The organism is Thiohalocapsa sp. (assembly GCF_022340605.1).
Lineage (GTDB): Bacteria > Pseudomonadota > Gammaproteobacteria > Chromatiales > Chromatiaceae > Thiohalocapsa.
Genome location: NZ_JAJDNQ010000018.1, coordinates 18857 through 38400 on the forward strand (window position 1 = coordinate 18857; position 19544 = coordinate 38400).

At 70.6% G+C, this 19544-nt stretch carries 9 protein-coding genes; 3 read left to right on the forward strand and 6 right to left on the reverse strand.

Annotation, left to right across the window (positions count from 1 at the left end):
* Positions 1–209: 209 nt before the first annotated feature.
* From LJE69_RS01505 to LJE69_RS01515, 3 genes are all read left to right on the forward strand, one after another.
* Positions 210–5252, forward strand: a complete 5043-nt coding sequence (locus tag LJE69_RS01505) for a DEAD/DEAH box helicase (protein WP_296920638.1) — start codon at positions 210–212, stop codon at positions 5250–5252.
* A 294-nt stretch (positions 5253–5546) separates the two neighbouring features.
* Positions 5547–6425, forward strand: coding sequence for a PhnD/SsuA/transferrin family substrate-binding protein (locus LJE69_RS01510; RefSeq protein WP_296920643.1), 879 nt, complete (start codon positions 5547–5549; stop codon positions 6423–6425).
* On the forward strand, positions 6422–9595 hold the full coding sequence (locus tag LJE69_RS01515; RefSeq protein ID WP_296920646.1) for an EAL domain-containing protein: 3174 nt from the start codon (positions 6422–6424) through the stop codon (positions 9593–9595). The genes LJE69_RS01510 and LJE69_RS01515 overlap by 4 nt, the downstream gene beginning before the upstream one ends.
* A gap of 186 nt (positions 9596–9781) precedes the next feature.
* On the opposite strand, the gene gatB is transcribed toward LJE69_RS01515, so the two are convergent.
* The 6 genes from gatB to LJE69_RS01545 all read right to left on the reverse strand — a co-directional run bounded on the left by gatB (position 9782) and on the right by LJE69_RS01545 (position 19276).
* Entirely contained in the window at positions 9782–11215 is a 1434-nt protein-coding gene (gene gatB, locus LJE69_RS01520; protein WP_296920649.1) for an Asp-tRNA(Asn)/Glu-tRNA(Gln) amidotransferase subunit GatB, read from the reverse strand.
* A gap of 78 nt (positions 11216–11293) precedes the next feature.
* Positions 11294–11536: a type II toxin-antitoxin system HicB family antitoxin gene (locus LJE69_RS01525; protein ID WP_296920652.1), complete on the reverse strand. Its 243-nt coding sequence runs from the start codon at positions 11534–11536 to the stop codon at positions 11294–11296.
* A gap of 320 nt (positions 11537–11856) precedes the next feature.
* Positions 11857–15114, reverse strand: a complete 3258-nt coding sequence (gene putA, locus LJE69_RS01530; RefSeq protein WP_296920655.1) for a bifunctional proline dehydrogenase/L-glutamate gamma-semialdehyde dehydrogenase PutA — start codon at positions 15112–15114, stop codon at positions 11857–11859.
* Positions 15115–15363: 249 nt separating this feature from the next.
* Positions 15364–16038, reverse strand: a complete 675-nt coding sequence (locus tag LJE69_RS01535; protein ID WP_296920658.1) for a histidine phosphatase family protein — start codon at positions 16036–16038, stop codon at positions 15364–15366.
* 423 nt (positions 16039–16461) lie between these two features.
* On the reverse strand, positions 16462–17550 hold the full coding sequence (locus tag LJE69_RS01540) for a cytochrome c peroxidase (RefSeq protein WP_296920661.1): 1089 nt from the start codon (positions 17548–17550) through the stop codon (positions 16462–16464).
* A gap of 325 nt (positions 17551–17875) precedes the next feature.
* Positions 17876–19276: a (Fe-S)-binding protein gene (locus LJE69_RS01545; protein ID WP_296920664.1), complete on the reverse strand. Its 1401-nt coding sequence runs from the start codon at positions 19274–19276 to the stop codon at positions 17876–17878.
* Positions 19277–19544 lie beyond the last annotated feature (268 nt).

Sequence of the window (19544 nt, forward strand, 5' to 3'; positions counted from 1 at the left end):
GGCGGGTAGGCATAGTGCTCGCCGCCCGCGCCGGTCTCGGTGATCCATTTGCTGGGCTGTTTCGGGTCAACGACTTCGAAGGCGCTCGCGGGATATAGGTGCGGGCGGCCGGAGTCGTTCAGGAGCCGGTAATCGTCGGCGTCGATGCCGATGACGCTGTATTGTTGTCCGGATCGGACTCGCTCCCCCGAGCCCCCACCTGTTGCTGCATGGACCCCTTCAGCCCCGCCACCAACCGCTGGTTCAGCCAGAACTTCACCGGTCCCACCGACGCCCAGGCCGCCGGCTGGCCAGTCATCGCGGCGGGCGGGCATGTGCTCATCACGGCGCCCACTGGTAGCGGCAAGACGCTGGCGGCGTTTCTGTGGGCCATCGACCGGCTCATGCAAGGGAAGGACCGAGGGCCGAGGGCCGAGGGCCGCGGGTCTAACGCGCCCGAGGTTGCCGCGGATGTCCGAGGCGACGCGCGCTCGGCCGGCACGCAGGTCCTGTATATCTCCCCGCTCAAGGCGCTGGTCTACGACATCGAGCGCAACCTGCGCGCGCCGCTGGCCGGCATCGCGTCGCAGGCGGTGGCACTGGGCGTGCCGCACCGGCTGCCGCGGGTGGCGATCCGCACTGGCGACACGTCCGCCCGCGAGCGGCAGCAGCAGTTGAAGGAGCCGGCGGAGATCCTGGTGACGACGCCGGAGTCGCTGTACTTGCTACTCGGCTCGCGGGCGGCGGAGCACCTGGCCTCGGTGCAGACGGTCATCGTCGATGAGGTGCATGTGCTGGCGTCGAGCAAGCGCGGTGCGCATCTCGCGCTGTCCCTGGAGCGGCTGACGGCGCTGGTGGAGGCGGCGGGCGGCACGGACCCGCAGCGCATCGGGCTCTCGGCCACCGTCGAGCCGCTGGCGGAGGCCGCGCGCTGGCTCGGCGGCGACCGGCCGGTTGCGATCGTCGACGCCGCCGCGCCGCCCAAGCTCGATCTCACCATCAGCGTGCCGGTGCCGGACATGGAGCATCCGCCCCAAGCCTCCGGTCTTGGTGCGCCGGGGCTGGACTCGCCCGGCGGCCCAATCCTCGGCGAGCTCTACGCTCGCGAGGTGGCACGCCCACCGGCGGAGAAGGGCATGTGGTCCGCCATCTACCCGGCGCTGCTGGACGAGATCCTGGCGCACCGTTCCACCATCGTCTTCGTCAACAGCCGCGGGTTGGCGGAGCGGTTGTGCCGGCGGCTCAACGAGGTCTATGCGGAACGGCTCGGCGACGCGGGCGGCGATGGCGCGCCCATCGAGCGCGACATCCCCGACCTCGTCCGCGCCCACCACGGCAGTGTCAGCCACCAGCGGCGCGCCGAGATCGAGGACGGCCTGAAGGCCGGCACGCTCAAGGCCATCGTCGCCACCAGCTCGCTGGAGATGGGCATCGACATGGGCGGCGTGGACCAGGTGCTGCTGGTGGAGTCGCCGGGCTCCGTCGCCCGCGGGCTGCAGCGCGTCGGCCGCGCCGGGCACGGCGTGGGCGAGGTGAGCACGGGGCGGATCTTCCCGAAGTTTCGCGGCGACCTGCTCGAGTGCGCCGTCATCGCGGGCCGCATGCTGAAGGGCGAGCTGGAGCCGTTTCGCATGCCGACTAACGCACTCGACGTGCTCGCGCAGCAGATCGCGGCCCACTGCGTCGCCGGCGAACGCACGGTGGCAGAGATCCAGCGCCTGGTGAACCGCGCCGGCCCGTACCTGGGCTTGAGCCATGCCGCGCTGGCGTCGGTGCTGGACATGCTGTCCGGGCGCTTCCCGTCCAGCGACTTCGCCGATCTCAGGCCGCTGCTGGCCTGGGACCGGGCGACGGACAGGCTGAGCCCGCGCAAGGGCGCGCCGATGGTCACCCGGCTCAACGCCGGCAGCATTCCGGACCGCGGCAACTACGCCGTGCATCTGGGCGGCCATGGGGAATCGGGCGGACCGCGCATCGGCGAGCTGGACGAGGAGATGGTCTTCGAGACCCGCGCCGGCGAGTGCATCCTGCTCGGCGCCTCCACCTGGCGCGTGGAGGAGATCACGCGCGACCGGGTCATCGTCTCGCCGGCGCCCGGCGAGCCCGGCAAGCTCCCCTTCTGGCGCGGCGACGGCCCCGGCCGGCCGGTGGCGCTGGGGCGTGCCGTCGGCGCCTTCTGCCGCGAGGTCGCCCGCCGCGATGCCGAAGATGCCGTCGCCTGGATCAAAGACCAGGCGCCGCTGGACGACCACGCCGCCGCCAACCTGGCAGCGTACATTCACGAGCAGCGCACGGCCACGGGCAAGGTGCCGGACGAGCGCACCATCGTCATCGAGCGCTTCCGCGACGAGCTGGGCGACTGGCGCATCTGCATCCTCACCCCCTTTGGTGCCCGCATCCACGCCCCCTGGGCCATGGCCCTGCAATGGCAGCTGCAGCGTCGCGAAGGCTTCGAGATCCAGGTGATGTACACCGACGACGGCATCGTGCTGCGCCTCGCGGACGGCGACGAGCTGCCGGACCTGATGGCGCTGCTGCCGCACCCCGACGAGATCGAGGACCGGGTCACCGAGCAGCTCGCCGACACCGCGCTGTTCGCGAGCCTGTTCCGCGAGAACGCCGGCCGTGCGCTGCTCCTGCCGAAGCGCTCCGCCCAAGGGCGCCGGCCGCTCTGGGCGCAGCGGCTCAAAGCACAGAACCTGCTCGCCGTGGTGCGCCGCTACCCGAGCTTTCCGGTGGTGCTGGAGACCTACCGCCAGGCGCTCAGCGACCAGTTCGACCTGGCAGGGCTCAAAGACCTGCTGCGGGCGGTGCAGTCCCGCGCCGTGCGCGTGCACGAGGTGGAGACAGCGAGCGCCTCGCCCTTCGCCCGCTCGCTGGTGTTCGCCTACGTGGCCGCGTACATCTACGAGCAGGACGCTCCCATCGCCGAGCGCCGCGCCCAGGCGCTAACCCTCGACCGCGGCCTGCTCGCCGAGTTGCTCGGCCAGGCGGAGCTGCGCGAGCTCATCGACCCGCGGGTGTTGGACGAGCTGGAGGCGGAGCTCGCCCACCTGACGCCCGAGCGCCGCGCCCGGGACGCCAACGAGCTGCATGACCTGCTGCGGCGGCTCGGGGACTTGACGTCCGCCGAGGTTGCGGAGCGGTGTGTTGGTGGCGGCGATGGCCGGGATGGTCTCCATCCCGATCCCGATCCCGATTCAGATTTCGATGCGGCGCGGGCGTCGGACAGCGGTGATTCGGCGCGCTGGCTCGTCGAGCTTGCCCGCCAGCGCCGGGCGGTGGAGATTGCCGTCGCGGGCGAGCGCCGCTGGATCAGCGCCGAGGACGCGGGGCTCTACCGCGACGCGCTGGGTTCGGTGCCGCCGCCGGGGCTGCCGGAGGCATTCATTGCGCCCACCGACGCGCCGCTGGAGCACCTGGTCCGCCGCTACGCCCGCACTCGGGGTCCGTTTCCGACACACCAGCTCGCCCGCCGGCTCGGCCTGCCGGCGGCGCAGTTGGAGGCGGTCCTGAAGCTGCTCGAGACCCGCGGCGAGCTCGTGCACGGCGAGATCCGGCCCATGGGGAACGAGCCGGAATGGTGCGATGCCGAGGTCATGCGCCGGCTGCGACGCCGCACCCTGGCCCGCGCCCGCGACGAGGTCGCGCCCGTGGACGGCGCCACGCTCGGCCGCTTCCTGCCGGACTGGCACGGCATCGGCGGCGGCGAGCCGCGGCAGGCGCGCGACAGCCGCGAGCGGCTGCTGGAGGCGCTGCTGCAACTGGAGGGCCTGACGGTGAGCTGGACCCAGCTCGACCGGGTGCTGCTGCCCGCCCGTGTGCCGGGCTACCGCGCCGAGGACCTCGACATGCTCACGGCCACCGGGCAGCTCGTCTGGATCGGCCGTGGGGCCGCCGGACCCAAGGACGGCAAGATCGCCGTCTATCGCCGGGAGAATGTGGGAGCGGCACGCTCGGTGCCGCGACCGGACGCGAGCGATGCCCATGCGGTTCGCGCCGCGCACCGACCCGCGCACCGAACCGCGCGCGGAGCCGACGACGTGGCCGCTCCGGGTCACACGCCGCCGGTCACGGAGGTCGATCTGCCCGCCGCCCTCCGCGCCGCGCTGCTTGCGCAACTGCAACGCCGCGGCGCCTGCTTCCTGCTGGACCTGCAACGGGCGGCGGAGCCGGTGATCGAGCAGGCAGCCGCCGGCGCCGTAACCGGCGGGGAAGCCTTCGAGTCGGCGCTGTGGGATCTCGTCTGGGCTGGACTCGTCACCAACGACACCTTCGCGCCGCTGCGCTCACTCGCTGCTGGCAAGGGGCGTTCGCCTTCAGCCGGCGCCCGCGGGTCGGCTCGCCGTGGCGCATTGCACGCCGGCTTCGGGCGCGGCAGCGCGGCCGGGGGCCTCGCCGGCGGTCGCTGGTCGCTGGTGGCGGACCTCGGCGCCGCCGTCGACATCACCGACACCGAGCGCGCGCTCCTCGGCGTCCAGATGCTGCTGGAGCGCTACGGCATCGTCAGCCGCGAGGCGGTCGCCGCCGAGGGTCTGCCCGGCGGCTTCGGCCCACTGTACCGGGTGCTGAAGGAATTGGAGCAAGGCGGCCAGGTGCGTCGCGGGCACTTTGTCGAGGGCCTCTCCGGTGCCCAGTTCGCGCTGCCCGGCGCGGTCGAGCGTCTGCGCGCCGCCCGCGAGGACGAGTCGCCCGTAGACGGCTACGGCGAGGAGGCGGTCCGCATCCTGCCTGCCGCCGACCCCGCCAATCCCTATGGCGCGCTGCTGGGATGGCCGTCGACCGGCGTCGGCGTAGGGTCCGCTACGCGGACCGGTCGCGGCGGGGACGCCGCTCCCACGGCCGGCAATCGCGGCGGGGACGCCGCTCCTACGGCCGATGCCGCCGGCCGGTCCGTTCAAAGCCGCGGCGCCGGCGCCGCCAGGCAGGCGCCAAAGCGCTCCGCCGGTGCCTGGGTGATCCTGGTTGCCGGCAGGCCCGTGCTCTACGTCGCCGCCAATGGCCGCCAGATCCTGAGCTTCCCGAGCGGCGTCACCGACACCGGCCGCGAGCTGGACCTCGCCGCCACCGCGCTGCACCGCATCCCGTCCGGCCGCAGGCGCCTGCTGATCCAGCACATCGACGGTCTGCCGGCGCTGGAATCGCCGCTCCGCGAGCCCCTCATCGCCGCCGGCTTCGAGCCCGACTACGACGCGCTTGCGCCCGCACGCTTTCGCCCTGCCGGCACTGGCCGCGACCCGAACGCCATTGCCTGCGCGGCTCCACGGGGTTAGCCACGGCTTGGTGCCGACGTCGCGCGATCAGATGGCAAGAACGCCTCGGTCAGCACCCAGGCTCAACCCCAAGGTTTTGCAGCGGCGCTCACCAATAGTGGGGTGCCGTCTTCAGGAAAACATCCAGTCTTCATTTGTCAATATATAGAGCTGGCCAAAAATCGAATAATATTTACCGTCGATCTGAAAAGTGGCTTGCGCTGCATCAATTTCCGGGTGATGCCGTGTTCTAGACTCTGAACTCTCTGAGGGTGCGGTCGGGCTCTTGGGGACAGGCGCTTCCCCCTGTTTGCCATGGGAACTGCACGCTTGCTGCCGCTCATGCTCTTGCTGGTGTTGCTCGTGTCGCCCGTGCCCGCGGCGGCGGCGGACGTGGTCCGTTTCGCGCCCTTGCCGCTGGAGGACCCGAAGATCATCTACGAGCAGTTTCGCGGCCTCGCGGACTACCTGGCACGCGCAACGGATACGACCCTGCGCTGGGTGGCCCACGACGACTACGCGGACATTCTGACCGGCTTTCGCGACGGCGCCCTGGACCTCGCGTACCTGGGGCCGCTGCCCTACGTGGTGCTGGAGCGCATCGACCCGTCAGCCGAGCCGCTGGGCTGCTTCCGCGATGCGGACGGAGCGGCGGACTACACCTGCTCGCTGGTGGTGTTCGGCGGCGGCATCCGCCCCGCAGACATCCGCGGCATGCATATCGGCCTGACGCAACCCTATTCCACCTGCGGCTATCTCGCCGTCAGCGAGATGCTGCACGCCGCCGGCCGCAGCCTGGAGCGGGACGGCAACCACTTCGACTATGCCGGCAGCCATTCCGAGGCCGCGCTGGGCGTGGTCCGCGGCCGCTACGACGTCGCCGGGGTCAAGACCGCCATCGCCCATCGCTACGCTCACCTGAACCTGGAGCGCATCGCCGAGAGCCGCCCGTATCCGGGCTTCACCCTGGTGGCCAACACCGCGACGCTGCCGCCGGAGGTTCTCGCACGGCTGCGCCAGGCGGTGCTGGCGCTCGACCGTGAGCGCAACCCGCGGGTGCCGGGGATCACCGCCGGCTGGGGTGCGCAGATCCGTCATGGCACCGTGCCGCCGGAGCGCTGTGACTACAGCGGCATTGCCGCCACCCTGGAGCGGCTGCCCTGGCCTATCCCCGGCGCGGAGCCGCTGCAGTGAGCCGTGCGACACTGCTGGCGCTGCTGGCCTTCCTGCTCGCGGAGCTGCTGCTGAGCTGGGCGCTGTGGGGCATGTTCCGGCTGGAGTCACGGCAGTTGCTGGCCATGCACCAGCACGAGCTCGAGCACAGTTACGCGGACACCATCGACGGCTTCGACCGACTGGTGGACGTGGTCCACGACCAGAGTATCGATACGCCGCGGGTACGGGGTCTGCTCGCGGCGCTGGCGGAGGCCGAAAATCTGCCCCCGCAGCAAGCCGCCAGCGAGCGCCGCCGGGTGCGCGGCACGCTCTACCGTGAGCTGTACGACAGCTATGCGGTGCTGCGCCGCAACGACGTGCGGACGCTGTTGGTGGTGACGCCGGACGGGCGTGCCTTTCTGCGCTTCCATCGGCCCGACCTCTACGGTGATCCCATCGCGGCGGATCGCCCGCTGATCGGTGCTGCCATCGCTACCCAGAACGCCCGCCGCGGCTTCGAGAACGGCCGCGTCGTGCCGGGCTACCGGTTCGTGCTGCCGCTGCTCGCGGACGGGCGGCTCCTGGCCGTGGTCGACTACGGCCTGTCCTACGACGCGCTGCGGCGCGTGTTGCGCCGCGCGGATGGCGGCGACGACCACGCGAGCCGGTTTTTATTGCGGCGGGCGCCGCTGCGGCGGGTGGCGCACCCCACCGCGCTCGCGCTGTTCGAGCCGGCGGCGCTCGGTCCGGACCTCCTGGTTGAGCGTGCGCGCAGTCCGCTGCGCACGACCCCCGCCGCGTCGCCACGGCTGCCGGTGGACGCCATCGACCGGCGGCTCGCGGCCGTCCCCGCCGTGCAGCGCGCGATGGCCGAGGGCCGCAGCGCTGCCCGGCACCTGTGTCTGGGCTTCGCCGACTGCACGGCCGTCGCGCTGCTGCCGATCCCGGATAGCGCCGGCCTGACGGCGGGCTATTTCGTGACCTATCACCAGGAGCCCGAATTCGCCGCCTTGCGCGTGCAGTTCCTGGGCCTGCTCGGCGTCGGCAGTCTGCTGCTGCTGGGGGCGGGCTTCACGCTGCGGCGCTGGCTGGCATCGCGGCAGCGGTTGCGCACCATCACCGAGCACATGGCCGAAGGGCTTTACGTAATGGATCTGCGCGGGCGGATCATCCATGTCAATGACGCCGCCTGCACGCTGCTCGGCTTCGAGCGTCGCGCGCTGCTGGGCCAGGATGCGCACGTGCTGCTGCACGCCCACAGCGACGGCGAGAGCCTGCCGGCACACCTGTGCCCGGTGCGGCATGAGCCTCGGCTCGGCAGGATCTACCGCAACGACGACGAGATATTCCGTCGCAGTGACGGCACGCTGGTGCCGGTCAGCGTGCTCGCCTCGCCGCTGCGCGAGGAGAGGCAGGTCGTCGGCAGCATCGTACTGTTCCGCGACCTCACCGAGGAGCGCGCGGCGCGCGAGCGGCTGCGGCGCGCCGACATCGCCTTCCGCAACCTCGCCGAGGCGGTGGTGGTCACGGACGCTGATGCTAACATCCAGGCGGTGAACCGCGCCTTCACCGCCATCACCGGCTATGCGGAGGCCGAGGTGCTCGGCCGCAACCCGCGCATGCTTCAGTCCGGGCGCCACGACGGGCGCTTCTACAAGCGCCTTTGGCATCAACTCGTTCGCACTGGCCGCTGGGAGGGCGAGATCTGGAATCGGCGCAAGAGCGGCGAGGTCTACCCCGAATGGCTCAAGATCAATGCCGTCGTCGGCCGCGGCGGCACCATCCTGGGCTACGTCAGCGTGTTTTCTGACATCACCGAGCTGCGCGCCAACCAGGAGCGCCTGCGCCGGCTCGCCTACGAGGACCAGCTCACCGGGCTCTACAACCGCAGCGCCTTCATGGAGGCGTTGCAGCAGGCGCTACAACACGCGCGCGGCGTCGGCACGCGCCTCGCGCTGCTGTATCTGGACCTGGATCGTTTCAAGCGCATCAACGACAGCCTCGGCCATGTGACCGGCGACGCGCTGCTCGAGGAAGTCGCCGGGCGCATCCGCGCCGTCCTGCGCCCCCAGGACGAGGTGGCGCGGCTCGGCGGCGACGAGTACGTGCTGCTGCTGGATGACGTGAGTGAGCGCACCAGCCCGGCGCGCGTCGCTCACGCGCTGTTGGCGGCGGTGCGCCGGCCGATGGTGCTCGACGGCCGCCGGCTGCACATCACCGCCAGTGTTGGCATCGCCCTGTTCCCCGACGACGGTGGCGACGCCGGCACCCCGCTCAAGCACGCGGATGCGGCCATGTACCTGGCCAAGCAGCAGGGCCGCGACGGCTATCGCTACTTCACCGGCGCCATGGCCGTGGAGGCACGGCGGCGCTTCGAGCTGGAGGCCGCGCTGCGCGAGGCACTGCGCCGCGACCGGTTGCGGCTGGTCTACCAGCCCAAGGTGTCCCTGGCAGACGGCGCCGTGATCGGGCTGGAGGCGCTGCTGCGCTGGGAGCATCCGCGGGACGGACTGCTGGCGCCCGGGCAGTTCCTCGACGTGGCGCGGGACGCCGGCCTGATGCAGCCCATCACCGAATGGCTGCTGCACGAGGCCGCCCGCCAGTGCCGCACCTGGCGGGACGCCGGGCTGCGCTGCGGCCGGATCTCGGTGAACCTCGACACGGGCTTTTTCCAGCCGCTGCCGCTGGAGGGGCTCTTGTTGCAGATCGTCGCGGAGGCGGGCATCTCGCCGGACGACCTGGAGCTGGAGATCCTCGAGACCGCCATGCGCGCCGACGCCGAGACCGCCGCGCTGTGGCAGCGGCTGGTGGGCGCCGGCTTCGAGCTGTCCATCGACGACTTCGGCACCGGCGAGTCGTCGCTCGCACGCATCAAGCAATTGCCGGTGCGCACGCTGAAGATCGATCGCAGCTTCGTCGCCGACATCGAGCACGACGACAGCGATCGCGCGGTCATCCGCACCATCATCGCCATGGCCAAGACGCTCGGCAAGCGCGCCCTGGCCGAGGGCGTGGAAACCGAGGCGCAACTCCGCTTCCTGCTGCGCGGGGGCTGTGATGCGGTGCAGGGCTTCTATTTCAGCCGGCCGCTGGTGCCGGAGGCCGTGCCGGAGCTCTTGCGTGCCCCGACCTTCGCGGCGCGGCTGCGGCGGGTGCGTGACCCCGGGGTGGAAGCGCGCGCGGTAGTGCGGCGGCTGCCGGTGGGGTGAGATCGGGCGAGTATTCGATGTAGGTCGGTCGACCATTCCAAGCGCGTGTACCAGTGCATCAGTTCCGAGACCGTCTCAGGTCGTGGTCGTGGTCGTGGTCGTGGTCGTTGTCGATGGAGCCCGGTCTCGGAATTTCCGCAGCGAAGCACTAGGAATGCCGAATGGAACTCGGCGCCGCCGGGGGCGTCAGCCCTTGAGCTTTTGCTTCAGCAGGGCATTGACTTGTTGCGGGTTGGCCTTGCCCTGGCTTTGCTTCATCACCTGGCCGACGAAGAAGCCGAACACCTTCTCCTTGCCGGCGCGGTACTGCTCCACCTGCTGGGGGTTCGCTTTGAGGATGGCGTCGATCATGGCCTCGATGGCGCCGGTGTCGGTGATCTGCTTGAGGCCCTTGGCCGCGATGACCTGATCCGCGTCGCCCCCGCCGGCCCACATGGCGTCGAACACCTGCTTGGCGATCTTGCCGGAGATGGTGTTGTCCTGGATGCGGGCGATGAGCCCGGCCAGTTGCTCCGCGCCCACGGGGCTGTCGGCGATGTCCAGGTCCGCCTTGTTCAGCGCCGCCGCCAGCGCGCCGGTGATCCAGTTGGCGGCGAGCTTGGCGTCGCCGCAGCCGGCCGTCACCTGCTCGAAATAGGCGGCCATGGCCAGGCTCGAGGTGAGCAGCGCCGCGTCGTAGTCGTTGAGGCCGTACTGCGCCATGAAGCGATGCCGCATGGCGTCCGGCAACTCCGGCAGGCCGGCGGTGGCCTCGCCGATGAAGGCGTCGTCGATCGTTAGCGGCAGCAGGTCCGGGTCCGGGAAGTAGCGGTAGTCGTTGGCCTCCTCCTTGGTGCGCATGGAGCGGGTCTCGTCCTTGTCGGCGTCGTAGAGGCGGGTCTCTTGCACGACCTCGCCGCCGTCCTCCAGGATGTCCATCTGGCGCTCGATCTCGAACTCCAGCGCCTTTTGCAGGAAGCGGAAGGAGTTGATGTTCTTGATCTCGGCGCGGGTGCCGAGCCTCTCTTCGCCCTTGGGCCTGAGCGAGATGTTGGCGTCGACGCGGAACGAGCCCTCCTGCATGTTGCCGTCGCTGATGCCGATCCAGCGCACGAGCTGGTGGATCTTGCGGGCGTAGGCGACGGCCTCCGCCGGCGAGCGCATGTCCGGCTCCGAGACGATCTCCAGGAGCGGCGTGCCGGCGCGGTTCAGGTCGATGCCGGTCTCGCCGTGAAAGTCCTCGTGCAGCGACTTGCCGGCGTCCTCCTCCAGGTGCGCGCGGGTGATGCCGACGGTCTTCACCGCGCCATCGTCCAGCACGATCTCGACACTGCCCTTGCCCACCACCGGCAGCTCGTACTGGCTGATCTGGTAGCCCTTCGGCAGGTCGGGGTAGAAGTAGTTCTTGCGCGCGAACACCGAGCGCGGCGCGATCTCCGCGCCGACGGCGCGCCCGAACTGCACCGCCCGCTGCACCGCGGCCCGGTTCAGCACCGGCAGCACGCCGGGCAAGCCTAAGTCCACGGCGCAGGCCTGGGTGTTGGGCGCGGCGCCGAAGGCGGTGGCCGCACCGGAGAAGATCTTGGATTCAGTGGCGAGCTGGGTGTGGATCTCCAGCCCGATGACGGGTTCCCATTGCATGGTATTTTCTCAATTTGCTTACAGCTTTTCCCAGATTGGCGATGAGCTGGCGTCGGGAGATCGGCCCGAAGGGCGGCATCAGGCGACCCTTTCGATCCGGATGCATTTGCCGTCGATTAGCGGCAGTTCCAGGCCCTGCGAGACCCGGAAAAGGATCCAGTCTTCCAGCACCTCGGCCAGTTGGTCTCGACAGGCCTCCAGCGTGTCCGCGTTGGCGAACACGCCGGAGCATGGCGGCATCTCGCCATAGAAGCCCTCATCGTCATCCAGAATCTCGTAGCGGGCGTGGCCCATGGCCGCGTGCATGCAGTCGATCAACATCGTGCAGTTACCTGCGGTCGTTTGCGCCAGGGGGCAGCCTCGCTCAGCCCGACCTGGCGACCGTGCCCTTTGCGGCGCGTCGCTCGGCAAAGCGGCATTGTGGGAGATCGCATCCTGCAAAGGAAGCGCTTGGCCGAGTGATTGGAAGCGCTTGTGGGAGCGGCACGCTTCGTGCCGCGACGGCCGGTAAGGCAGCACGGCACGCCCGGAGCAACTGCCAATCGCCAGGCAGCCGGGCGGCGGTGATCGCGCCACAAACGGCAGTGGCGCTCCCGCGGTGCCGGCGCACCTACCGCAGGCTCCGGCCGCCGAATCCAGGGTCAACGGCTTGCGCCGGCGTCGTCCTCGTCCATGGACAACAAGGCCGCGTTGCCGCCGCTGGCGGCGGTGTTGATGCTGACGGTGCGTTCCACCGCGAAGCGGGTGAGGTAATCCGGACCGCCGGCCTTGGGTCCGGTGCCGGACAGTCCCTCGCCGCCGAACGGCTGCACGCCCACCACGGCGCCGATCATGTTGCGGTTCACGTAGCTGTTGCCGGCGTGGATGCGACCGGTGATGGCATCGATGCGGGCGTCGATGCGGCTGTGCACACCGAAGGTGAGGCCGTAGCCCAGGGCGTTGATGCGCTCGATGAGCCCGTCGAGGTCCTGTGCCTGAAACCGCAGCACGTGCAGCACCGGGCCAAAGACCTCGCCCTGCAGCCGTTCCAGGCCATCGATCTCGTAGGCGCGCGGTGCGAAGAAGTGGCCGTGCTCGCAGCGCGGCGGCAGTGCGCAACGGTGGATGAGCCGGGCCTCGCGGTCCATGCGCGCGGCGTGGGCTTGCAGCATGGCAAGGGCATCGGAGTCGATCACCGGGCCGACGTCGGTGGCGAGGTCCAGTGGGTCGCCGATGCGCAGCTCCGCCATGGCCCCGCTGAGCATATCCAGCAGGCGCTCTGCCACGTCGTCCTGGACGCAAAGCACCCGCAGCGCCGAGCAGCGCTGGCCGGAGCTCTGGAACGCGGAGGCCAGTACGTCCGTCACCACCTGCTCCGGCAGCGCGGAGGCGTCCACGATCATGGCGTTCTGCCCGCCGGTCTCGGCGATGAGCGGGGCGATGGCGCCGGTGCGCTCTGCCAGCGCCCGGTTGATGGCCCGCGCGGTGTCCAGCGAGCCGGTGAAGGCGACGCCGTCGATGCGCGGGTCCGCCGCCAGCGGCGCGCCGACGCCGGGGCCGTCGCCGGGCAGGAGTTGCAGTACGTCCGCGGGGATGCCGGCCTCGTGCAGCAGTCGGGTGCCGAGCGCCGCCGTCAGTGGCGTCTGCTCCGCGGGCTTGGCGACGACGGCGTTGCCGGCGGCGAGCGCCGCGGTCACCTGGCCCGTGAAAATGGCCAGCGGGAAATTCCAGGGGCTGATGCAGGCGAAGACGCCGCGGCCGTGCAGTGAGAGCAGGTTGTGCTCGCCGACGGGGCCGGGCAGCTCCCGCGGCGCGCCGAAGCGCTCGCGGGCGCGGGCGGCGTAGTAGCGGCAGAAGTCCGCGGCCTCGCGCACCTCGGCGATGCCGTCCGGAATGCTCTTGCCGGCCTCGCGGCCGCACAGCGCGACGAAGTTGCCGAGGTGGGCTTCCAGCAGGTCCGCGGCGCGCTCCAGGCAGGCGGCGCGCGCGTCAGCCGGCGTGTGCGCCCAGCCGGGTGCGGCGGCGCGGGCGGTGTCCAGGGCCCTGTCGAGGGTCGCCCCGTCGGCATCGCGGACCTGGCCAATCTCACGGCGCACATCAGCGGGGTCGTGCAGCGTTTTCGCCGCGCCGCCAGGTGGCGCGGCGCCGTCGGGCTCCGCGTGGGAGCGGCGTCCCCGCCGCGATTCGCCCGGATCGGCGCCACCGACCACCATCGGCTCGGCCTGCCAAATGCCGCCCGGTTGCTCGGCGAGGGCTTGGTCCACGCGGGTCGCCAGCGCTCCCAGGGCCGCGGGGTCGGACAGGTCCAGCCCGCGGGAGTTGCGCCGGTCCGGCTGGAATAGGTCCACCGGCGCCGGGATGCGCGGGTGGCGGGCACCCGCGCCGCGGGCGTCCTGTTCGCGGGCGACGGCGATGGGGTCCGTCACCACGGTTTCCACGGGCGCGGAGGCGTCCGCGAGCCGGTGCACGAAGGAGCTGTTGGCGCCGTTCTCCAGCAGCCGCCGCACGAGATAGGGCAGCAGGTCCGCGTGGCTGCCGACGGGGTCGTAGGCGCGGCAGGGCGTGCCGGTCTCGTCCAGCACCAAGTCGTGCAGGGCCTCGCCCATGCCGTGCAGGCGTTGCAGCTCGAAGGGGCGGCCGTCCGCCAGCGCCAGCGCCGCGGCAATGCTGTGCGCGTTGTTGGTGGCGAACTGCGGATAGATCCGGTCGTCGTGGGCGAACAGCCGCGCCGCGCACGCGAGCCAGCACAAGTCCGTGTTGACCTTGCGCGTGAACACCGGGTAGCCGGGCAGACCCTGCTGCTGGGCGAGCTTGATTTCCGCGTCCCAGTAGGCGCCCTTCACCAGCCGTACCATGATGCGCCGGCGTTGTCGCGCGGCGAGCTCGGCCAGGAAGTCCACCACGGCCAGGGCTCGCGGCTGGTACGCCTGCACGGCGATGCCGAGTCCGTTCCAGCCGGCGAGCGCCGGGTCCGCGCACAGCGCCGCGAACAGGTCCAGCAGCAGGTCGTGCCGCGACGCCTCCTCGGCGTCGATGGTGAGGCCGATGTCGGCCGCCGCGGCCTGTCGGGCCAACTCGCGCAGGCGCGGCAGCAGCTCACCGGTAACGCGCTCGGCTTGGGCGTATTCGCAGCGCGGATGCAGCGCCGAGAGCTTGATGGAGATGCCCGGGCCGTCGACGGGGCCGGCGCCGGCGGCCGCCTCGCCCACGGCCGAGATGGCCGCCTGGTAACGGTCGAAATAGCGGCGGGCATGGGCGTCGGTGCGCGCCGCCTCGCCCAGCATGTCGAAGGAGTGTCGGCAGCGGGCATCGAAGCCTCTGCCCGCGCGTTCGAGTGCCGCGCCGATATCCCGGCCCATGACGAACTGCTCGCCGAGGATGCGCATCGCCGCCCGCAGCGCCTGGCGCACCAGCGGCTCGCCGCTCTTCTCCAGGCGCCGGCGCAGCGCGCCGAGCAGGTCGCGCTCCGGGTCCTCGTGCCAGCTCAGAACCTTGCCGGTCAGCATCAGTGCCCAGGTGGAGGCGTTGACGAACAGCGAGCCCTGGCCCGAGCCAGCGCTGTCATGTCCCGCTGCCGGGCGCCAGTCCGCCGTCACCAGCTTGTCGCGGATCAGCGCGTCCAGCGTCGCCTCATCCGGGATGCGCAGCGCCGCCTCCGCCAGGCACAGCAGCGCGACGCCTTCGCGGCTGGTCAGCGAGTGCTCGGCGAGAAAGCGGTCCAGCAGGTTGGCCGAGCCCGGACGCTCGCGGAGCTTCTTTACCCAGCCGCGGGCACGCGCCAGGATTGCGGCGCGCTGCTCGTCCGGCCAGTCCAGCTCTGCCAACAGCGCGCCACGCAGTCGCGCCTCGTCGCCGAAGCGCTCGGCATTCAGGCGCTCGTAGGCAGCGTCCTCACACAGCGCCGGGAGTGGATAGCGCATAGGTAGCCCCCGGAAACCGAAGCAATGAAGCAAGGTTAGCCCCAACGTCCCGGCCTGCAAGGCTTTGGCGACTGGAGAGCGGCTGCGCCGCTTCCGGCGGTCTCCCGAAGCAGCGCTTCGCGACTGCGGTCGCGACGCTGGACCGTCCAGGCACGTTGCGGTGCCTCGCGAGAGGCAGTGGGTGCACGACCTGACCTTGGACGGCGCTGCGCCGCCAGATCGGATCGATGGGGCAAGGCCGGCGCTCGCTCAGCAGCCAGGCCGGCTCCACCAGCGCGAGAGCCGACGCTGGAACGCCCGTTCCGGCACGCCCTCGTAGTGGGAGACGTCGTTGAAGACCCGCAGCCGCGCGCGGGTGACACTGGCAAAGTCCAGAATCGTCAGCGCCGCCGGGCTCTGGTCCAGCCGGTCGCGGTAGCCGCGCGCGTCGAAGCCCAGCAGGCTGCTCACCAACAGCCGATTCGTGCCCTTGTGGGAGACCACAAGCACCGAGCCGTGCTGGTGCTGCTGCACGATGCGGCGTATCACCGGCAGCGCCCGGGCCAGCACCTGGATGCCGGACTCGCCGCCCGCAGGCGCAATGGTGAGCGGGTCCTCCTGCCAGGCCTCGTACTCGTCGGAGTGCTCGGACTCGATCTCGTCGCGGGTCTTGCCCTCCCAGCGCCCGTAGTCGATCTCGCGCAAGTCCGGTTCCTCGATCGGCTCCAGGCCATGCGGCTCGGCGATGATGCTCGCCGTCTCCAGCGTGCGGCCCATGGGGCTCGCGTAGATGGCGTCCAGCGTGTCGCGGCGCAGCCGCTCGGCGAGCGCCGCTACCTGATGCCGGCCTTCGTTGGACAGGGGCACATCGGTGGAGCCCGCGAAGCGATCTTCAGCGGTCAGCTCGGTGGCACCGTGGCGGACGAGATGGAGGCGGGTGGGCATAGCGAGCTCGAGTTGGTTGGCTTGCTCCATGTTGCCCTGAGGTGTTGGCGTCGCGGCGAGAGCACAACCGTCAATCCCGACATAGCGCGCGTCGTAAGCGCCGGATTGCCGGGTCTCCTTCGTCGGCCCGACCTACAGGAACCTGCATTGGACGGAGGTAAGCGCGGATATTTGCCTAGTCTCAGGAGCGTGGGAGCCAGACCTGAGGTAGCGCGGAGCCGATGCGCTCGCGGCATTCGGCAAAGCGTCGTGCCGGTGCAGTCAGCGCACTCTCGATGGCGTCGAGCACGAGCCGAGAGGAAGCGTGGCGGAGCCGCAGGTGCCGCCGGCGCAGTAGGTACCGCCCGTGTCCGCGGGCCGGCCGCCGGCGCGCGCTGCGCCGGCGGCCGTGACGGGACTGGGTGAGCGCTTGCGCGCTCGGACTCACTTGTGTGGATTCTGGTTCTGGGCCATGTGCGGGTCCACCGGTGGGATCACGCTCATGCCGGGGGTGCCGGGCAGGCGCGGCATGGCCATCTCCGGAAAGTCGCCGGAGAGGGCGTTGAGGAAGGCCACCAGGTCCGCCGCCTGCTCGTCGGTGAGGTCCTTGTTGAGCTGGGTCTTGGCCATGACGTGCACAGCCTCGTTCAGGGTCGGCACCGAGCCGTTGTGGAAGTAGGGTGCGGTGAGGGCCACGTTGCGCAGCGTCGGCACCCGCCACATGTGCTTGTCGGCATCGTTGCCGGTAGCCTCGAAGCGGCCGTTGTCCGTGGTGAGGTCGTATTTGGCCTCGTAGTCGCTGCCGGGATAGGTCGGGAACTTCTGGAAGAAGCCGGTTCCCATGGGTAGCTGCGGGCCGCTGAAGTTCGCTCCGGAATGGCAGGCCGTGCAGCCGAGCTCGGCGAAGGTCTCCATGCCGCGCACCTGCTGCTCGGTCATCGCGCTGTCGTCACCCCTCGCGTAGCGGTCGTAGGCGGAATCCGGCGTGATCAGCGTGCGCTCGAAGGCGGCCACGGCCTTGGCGGCGTTGTCGGCGGTGACCGGGTTATCGTCACCCGGGAAGGCCGCCTGGAACATCGGTGTATAGCCGTCGATCTGCCGCAGCCGCGCCATGGCCGCCTCGAGGTTCTCCATGCCCATCTCGACGGGGTTCACCACCGGCCCCTTGGCCTGGTCCTCCAGCGTGGCGGCGCGGCCGTCCCAGAACTGCACGGAGTAGAAGGCGGCATTCCAGACCGTCGGCGCGCTGCGCCCGCCGCGGGCGTCGTGCATGCCGATGGAGTTGGGGCGGTTGTCGTCGCCGGCGGCCATGACGTTGTGGCAGGAGTTGCACGAGAGCGTGCCGTGCTCGGAGAAGCGGGGGTCGAAGTAGAGCGTCTTGCCCAGTAGGATCTTGGCGTCGTTCTGCGGGTTGTCGGCTGGGATCGGCGGCTGTTCGGGCAGCGCTTCCCAGGCGGCGAGGGCCATGGACGAGGACAGGGTGAAGCCGAGGCTCAGGGCGCCGGCAAGCAGCACCGGTGTGCGCGGGGACATGTGTACTTCTCCTGTTGTCACCTGTTGTCGATAATTGGGGGCAAGCGCCGATGGCTCGGCGTTGGCGGTGCGGGCCGCAAAGCCCTGCCATTTTCAAGCGCCGAAGCGACGAGGAAACGCAGGAAGCGGGAGGCCGCCCAATGGCTGGACAAGCCCCGCTTCCGTCTGCTTCCTGGCCGGGATGACCAGTGAACCAGTGTTTCTCCGGGCCGGGCATAGGGCTCGGCCGCGCGACAGGATATCGCTATCAACTGAAATGCTTAATTGATGCCGGTCACGCTGCGGGGACTGCCCCAGGGAGTGTCCGTCTTCGCCGGCGCGCGCACTAAGGCGTCGGTGGCGCCAGCGCGTCGGCGAGCAGTTGTGCCAGGTGCCTTGGGCGCCGGCTCGAATGGGCGCGGATCTGCTGGCGGCACGAGAAGCCGTTGGCAATCACCTCGGCGCCGGGCTCGGCCTGGAGCTCGGGCAGCAGGGCCAGCGCCGCCATCTGCCGGGACAGCCCGGCGTGCTCCCGCTCCAGCCCGAAGGTGCCGGCCATGCCGCAGCAGCCGGTGTCCAGCAGGTCGAAGTCCAAGTCCGGCACGAGCTTGAGGACGCGGCGCACCGGCTTCATGCCGCCGACGGCTTTCTGGTGGCAGTGGCCGTGGACAAGGACCTTGGCGCTCGCGGCGTCGGGCACGCTTGCACCTGCCGGTCGCAGGGGGAGTTGCAGGCGCTTGGCCATGATCTCCTTGGCCAGGAATTCCTCCAGCAGCAGGCAGCGCTCGGCCAGCTCCCGCGCCGACTCGCCGAGCCCTAGCGCCAGGTAGTCGTCGCGCAGGCCGAGCAGGCAGGAGGGCTCCAGGCCGATGATCCAGCGCCCGGCGCGGGCATGCGGCAGCAGCGCCGCGAGCATGCGGCGGGCCTCGGCGGCGGCCTGTTCCACCATGCCCTGGGCCAGGTAGGTGCGCCCGCAGCAGAGTGGCCGCGTGGGCTCCGGGTCCGTTGCCGCGGGCGTGGCGACGTGCACGCGGTAGCCAGCGACTTGGAGCAGCCGCAGCGCATCCCGGGCGATGTCTGGCTCGAAGTGACGGGCGAAGGTGTCCACCAGCAGGACCAACTCCGGGCGCTCGGTTTCGGCCGCCTCCGCCGCGCCCGGAGCGCTTGCCGGCGCGCCGGCGGTAAACGGCGCCGACGACGGCTCCGGTAGCGGGACGGTGGCGGTAATGCCGAGCAGCCGCTCGCTGAGCCGGGCGAGCCACGGATTGCGATTGCGCCTCCTGATGAGCCAGCGGGCAAGGGTGCGGTGGCGGTGCAGCCAGCGCGGCAGCCCAGCGAACAGCCGCGCGCGCACGCCGAAGCCCCGCCGCCGGGCCTGTTGCGCCATGTACTCGCTCTTGATCAGCGCCATGTCGACGTTGTTCTCGCACTCGCGCTTGCAGCCCTTGCACGCGACGCAGAGGTCCATGGCGCGGGCGAGCTCGGGCTCGGCGAGGGCGGCCTCTGCAAGCTCCGCGTTGAGTGCGGCCTTCAACAGGCGCACCCGCCCGCCGGTGGAGAGCGCCGGATCGCCGGTGACGCGGTAGCTTGGGCACATGACGCCCTTGGCGGTCTCGTCCTCGCAGCGGCGGCTGTTGATGCAGACCGCGATGGCCTTGGCGAAGTCGCCGCCGTGCTTTGGGATGTCCGCGTAGGCGTCGCCCATGCCGGCGTCCGCGTAGGCGGACCAATCCAGTACGGTCTTCATCGTGGCAATGGCGTCGTCGTGGTGGCGGGCTGCGGCTGGTCGGGTGCCGCGATGTCGGGGTCTCCCGCGTCGCGGCTGGTAATGCGGCTCATGCTGTCTCCGGCTGGTGTCTCGATGCGTGGTTCACGATGAGACCGTGAAAGTGTTAGGTGTAGGTCGAGCTAGCGCAGCGCAGGCCGACGTTGAGCGTGGGTAAGCCGTTGATGGTCGGGTTACGCTATTGCTAACCCGACCTGCGATCCGCTCGAATTCGGCGTTGCGAGCAATA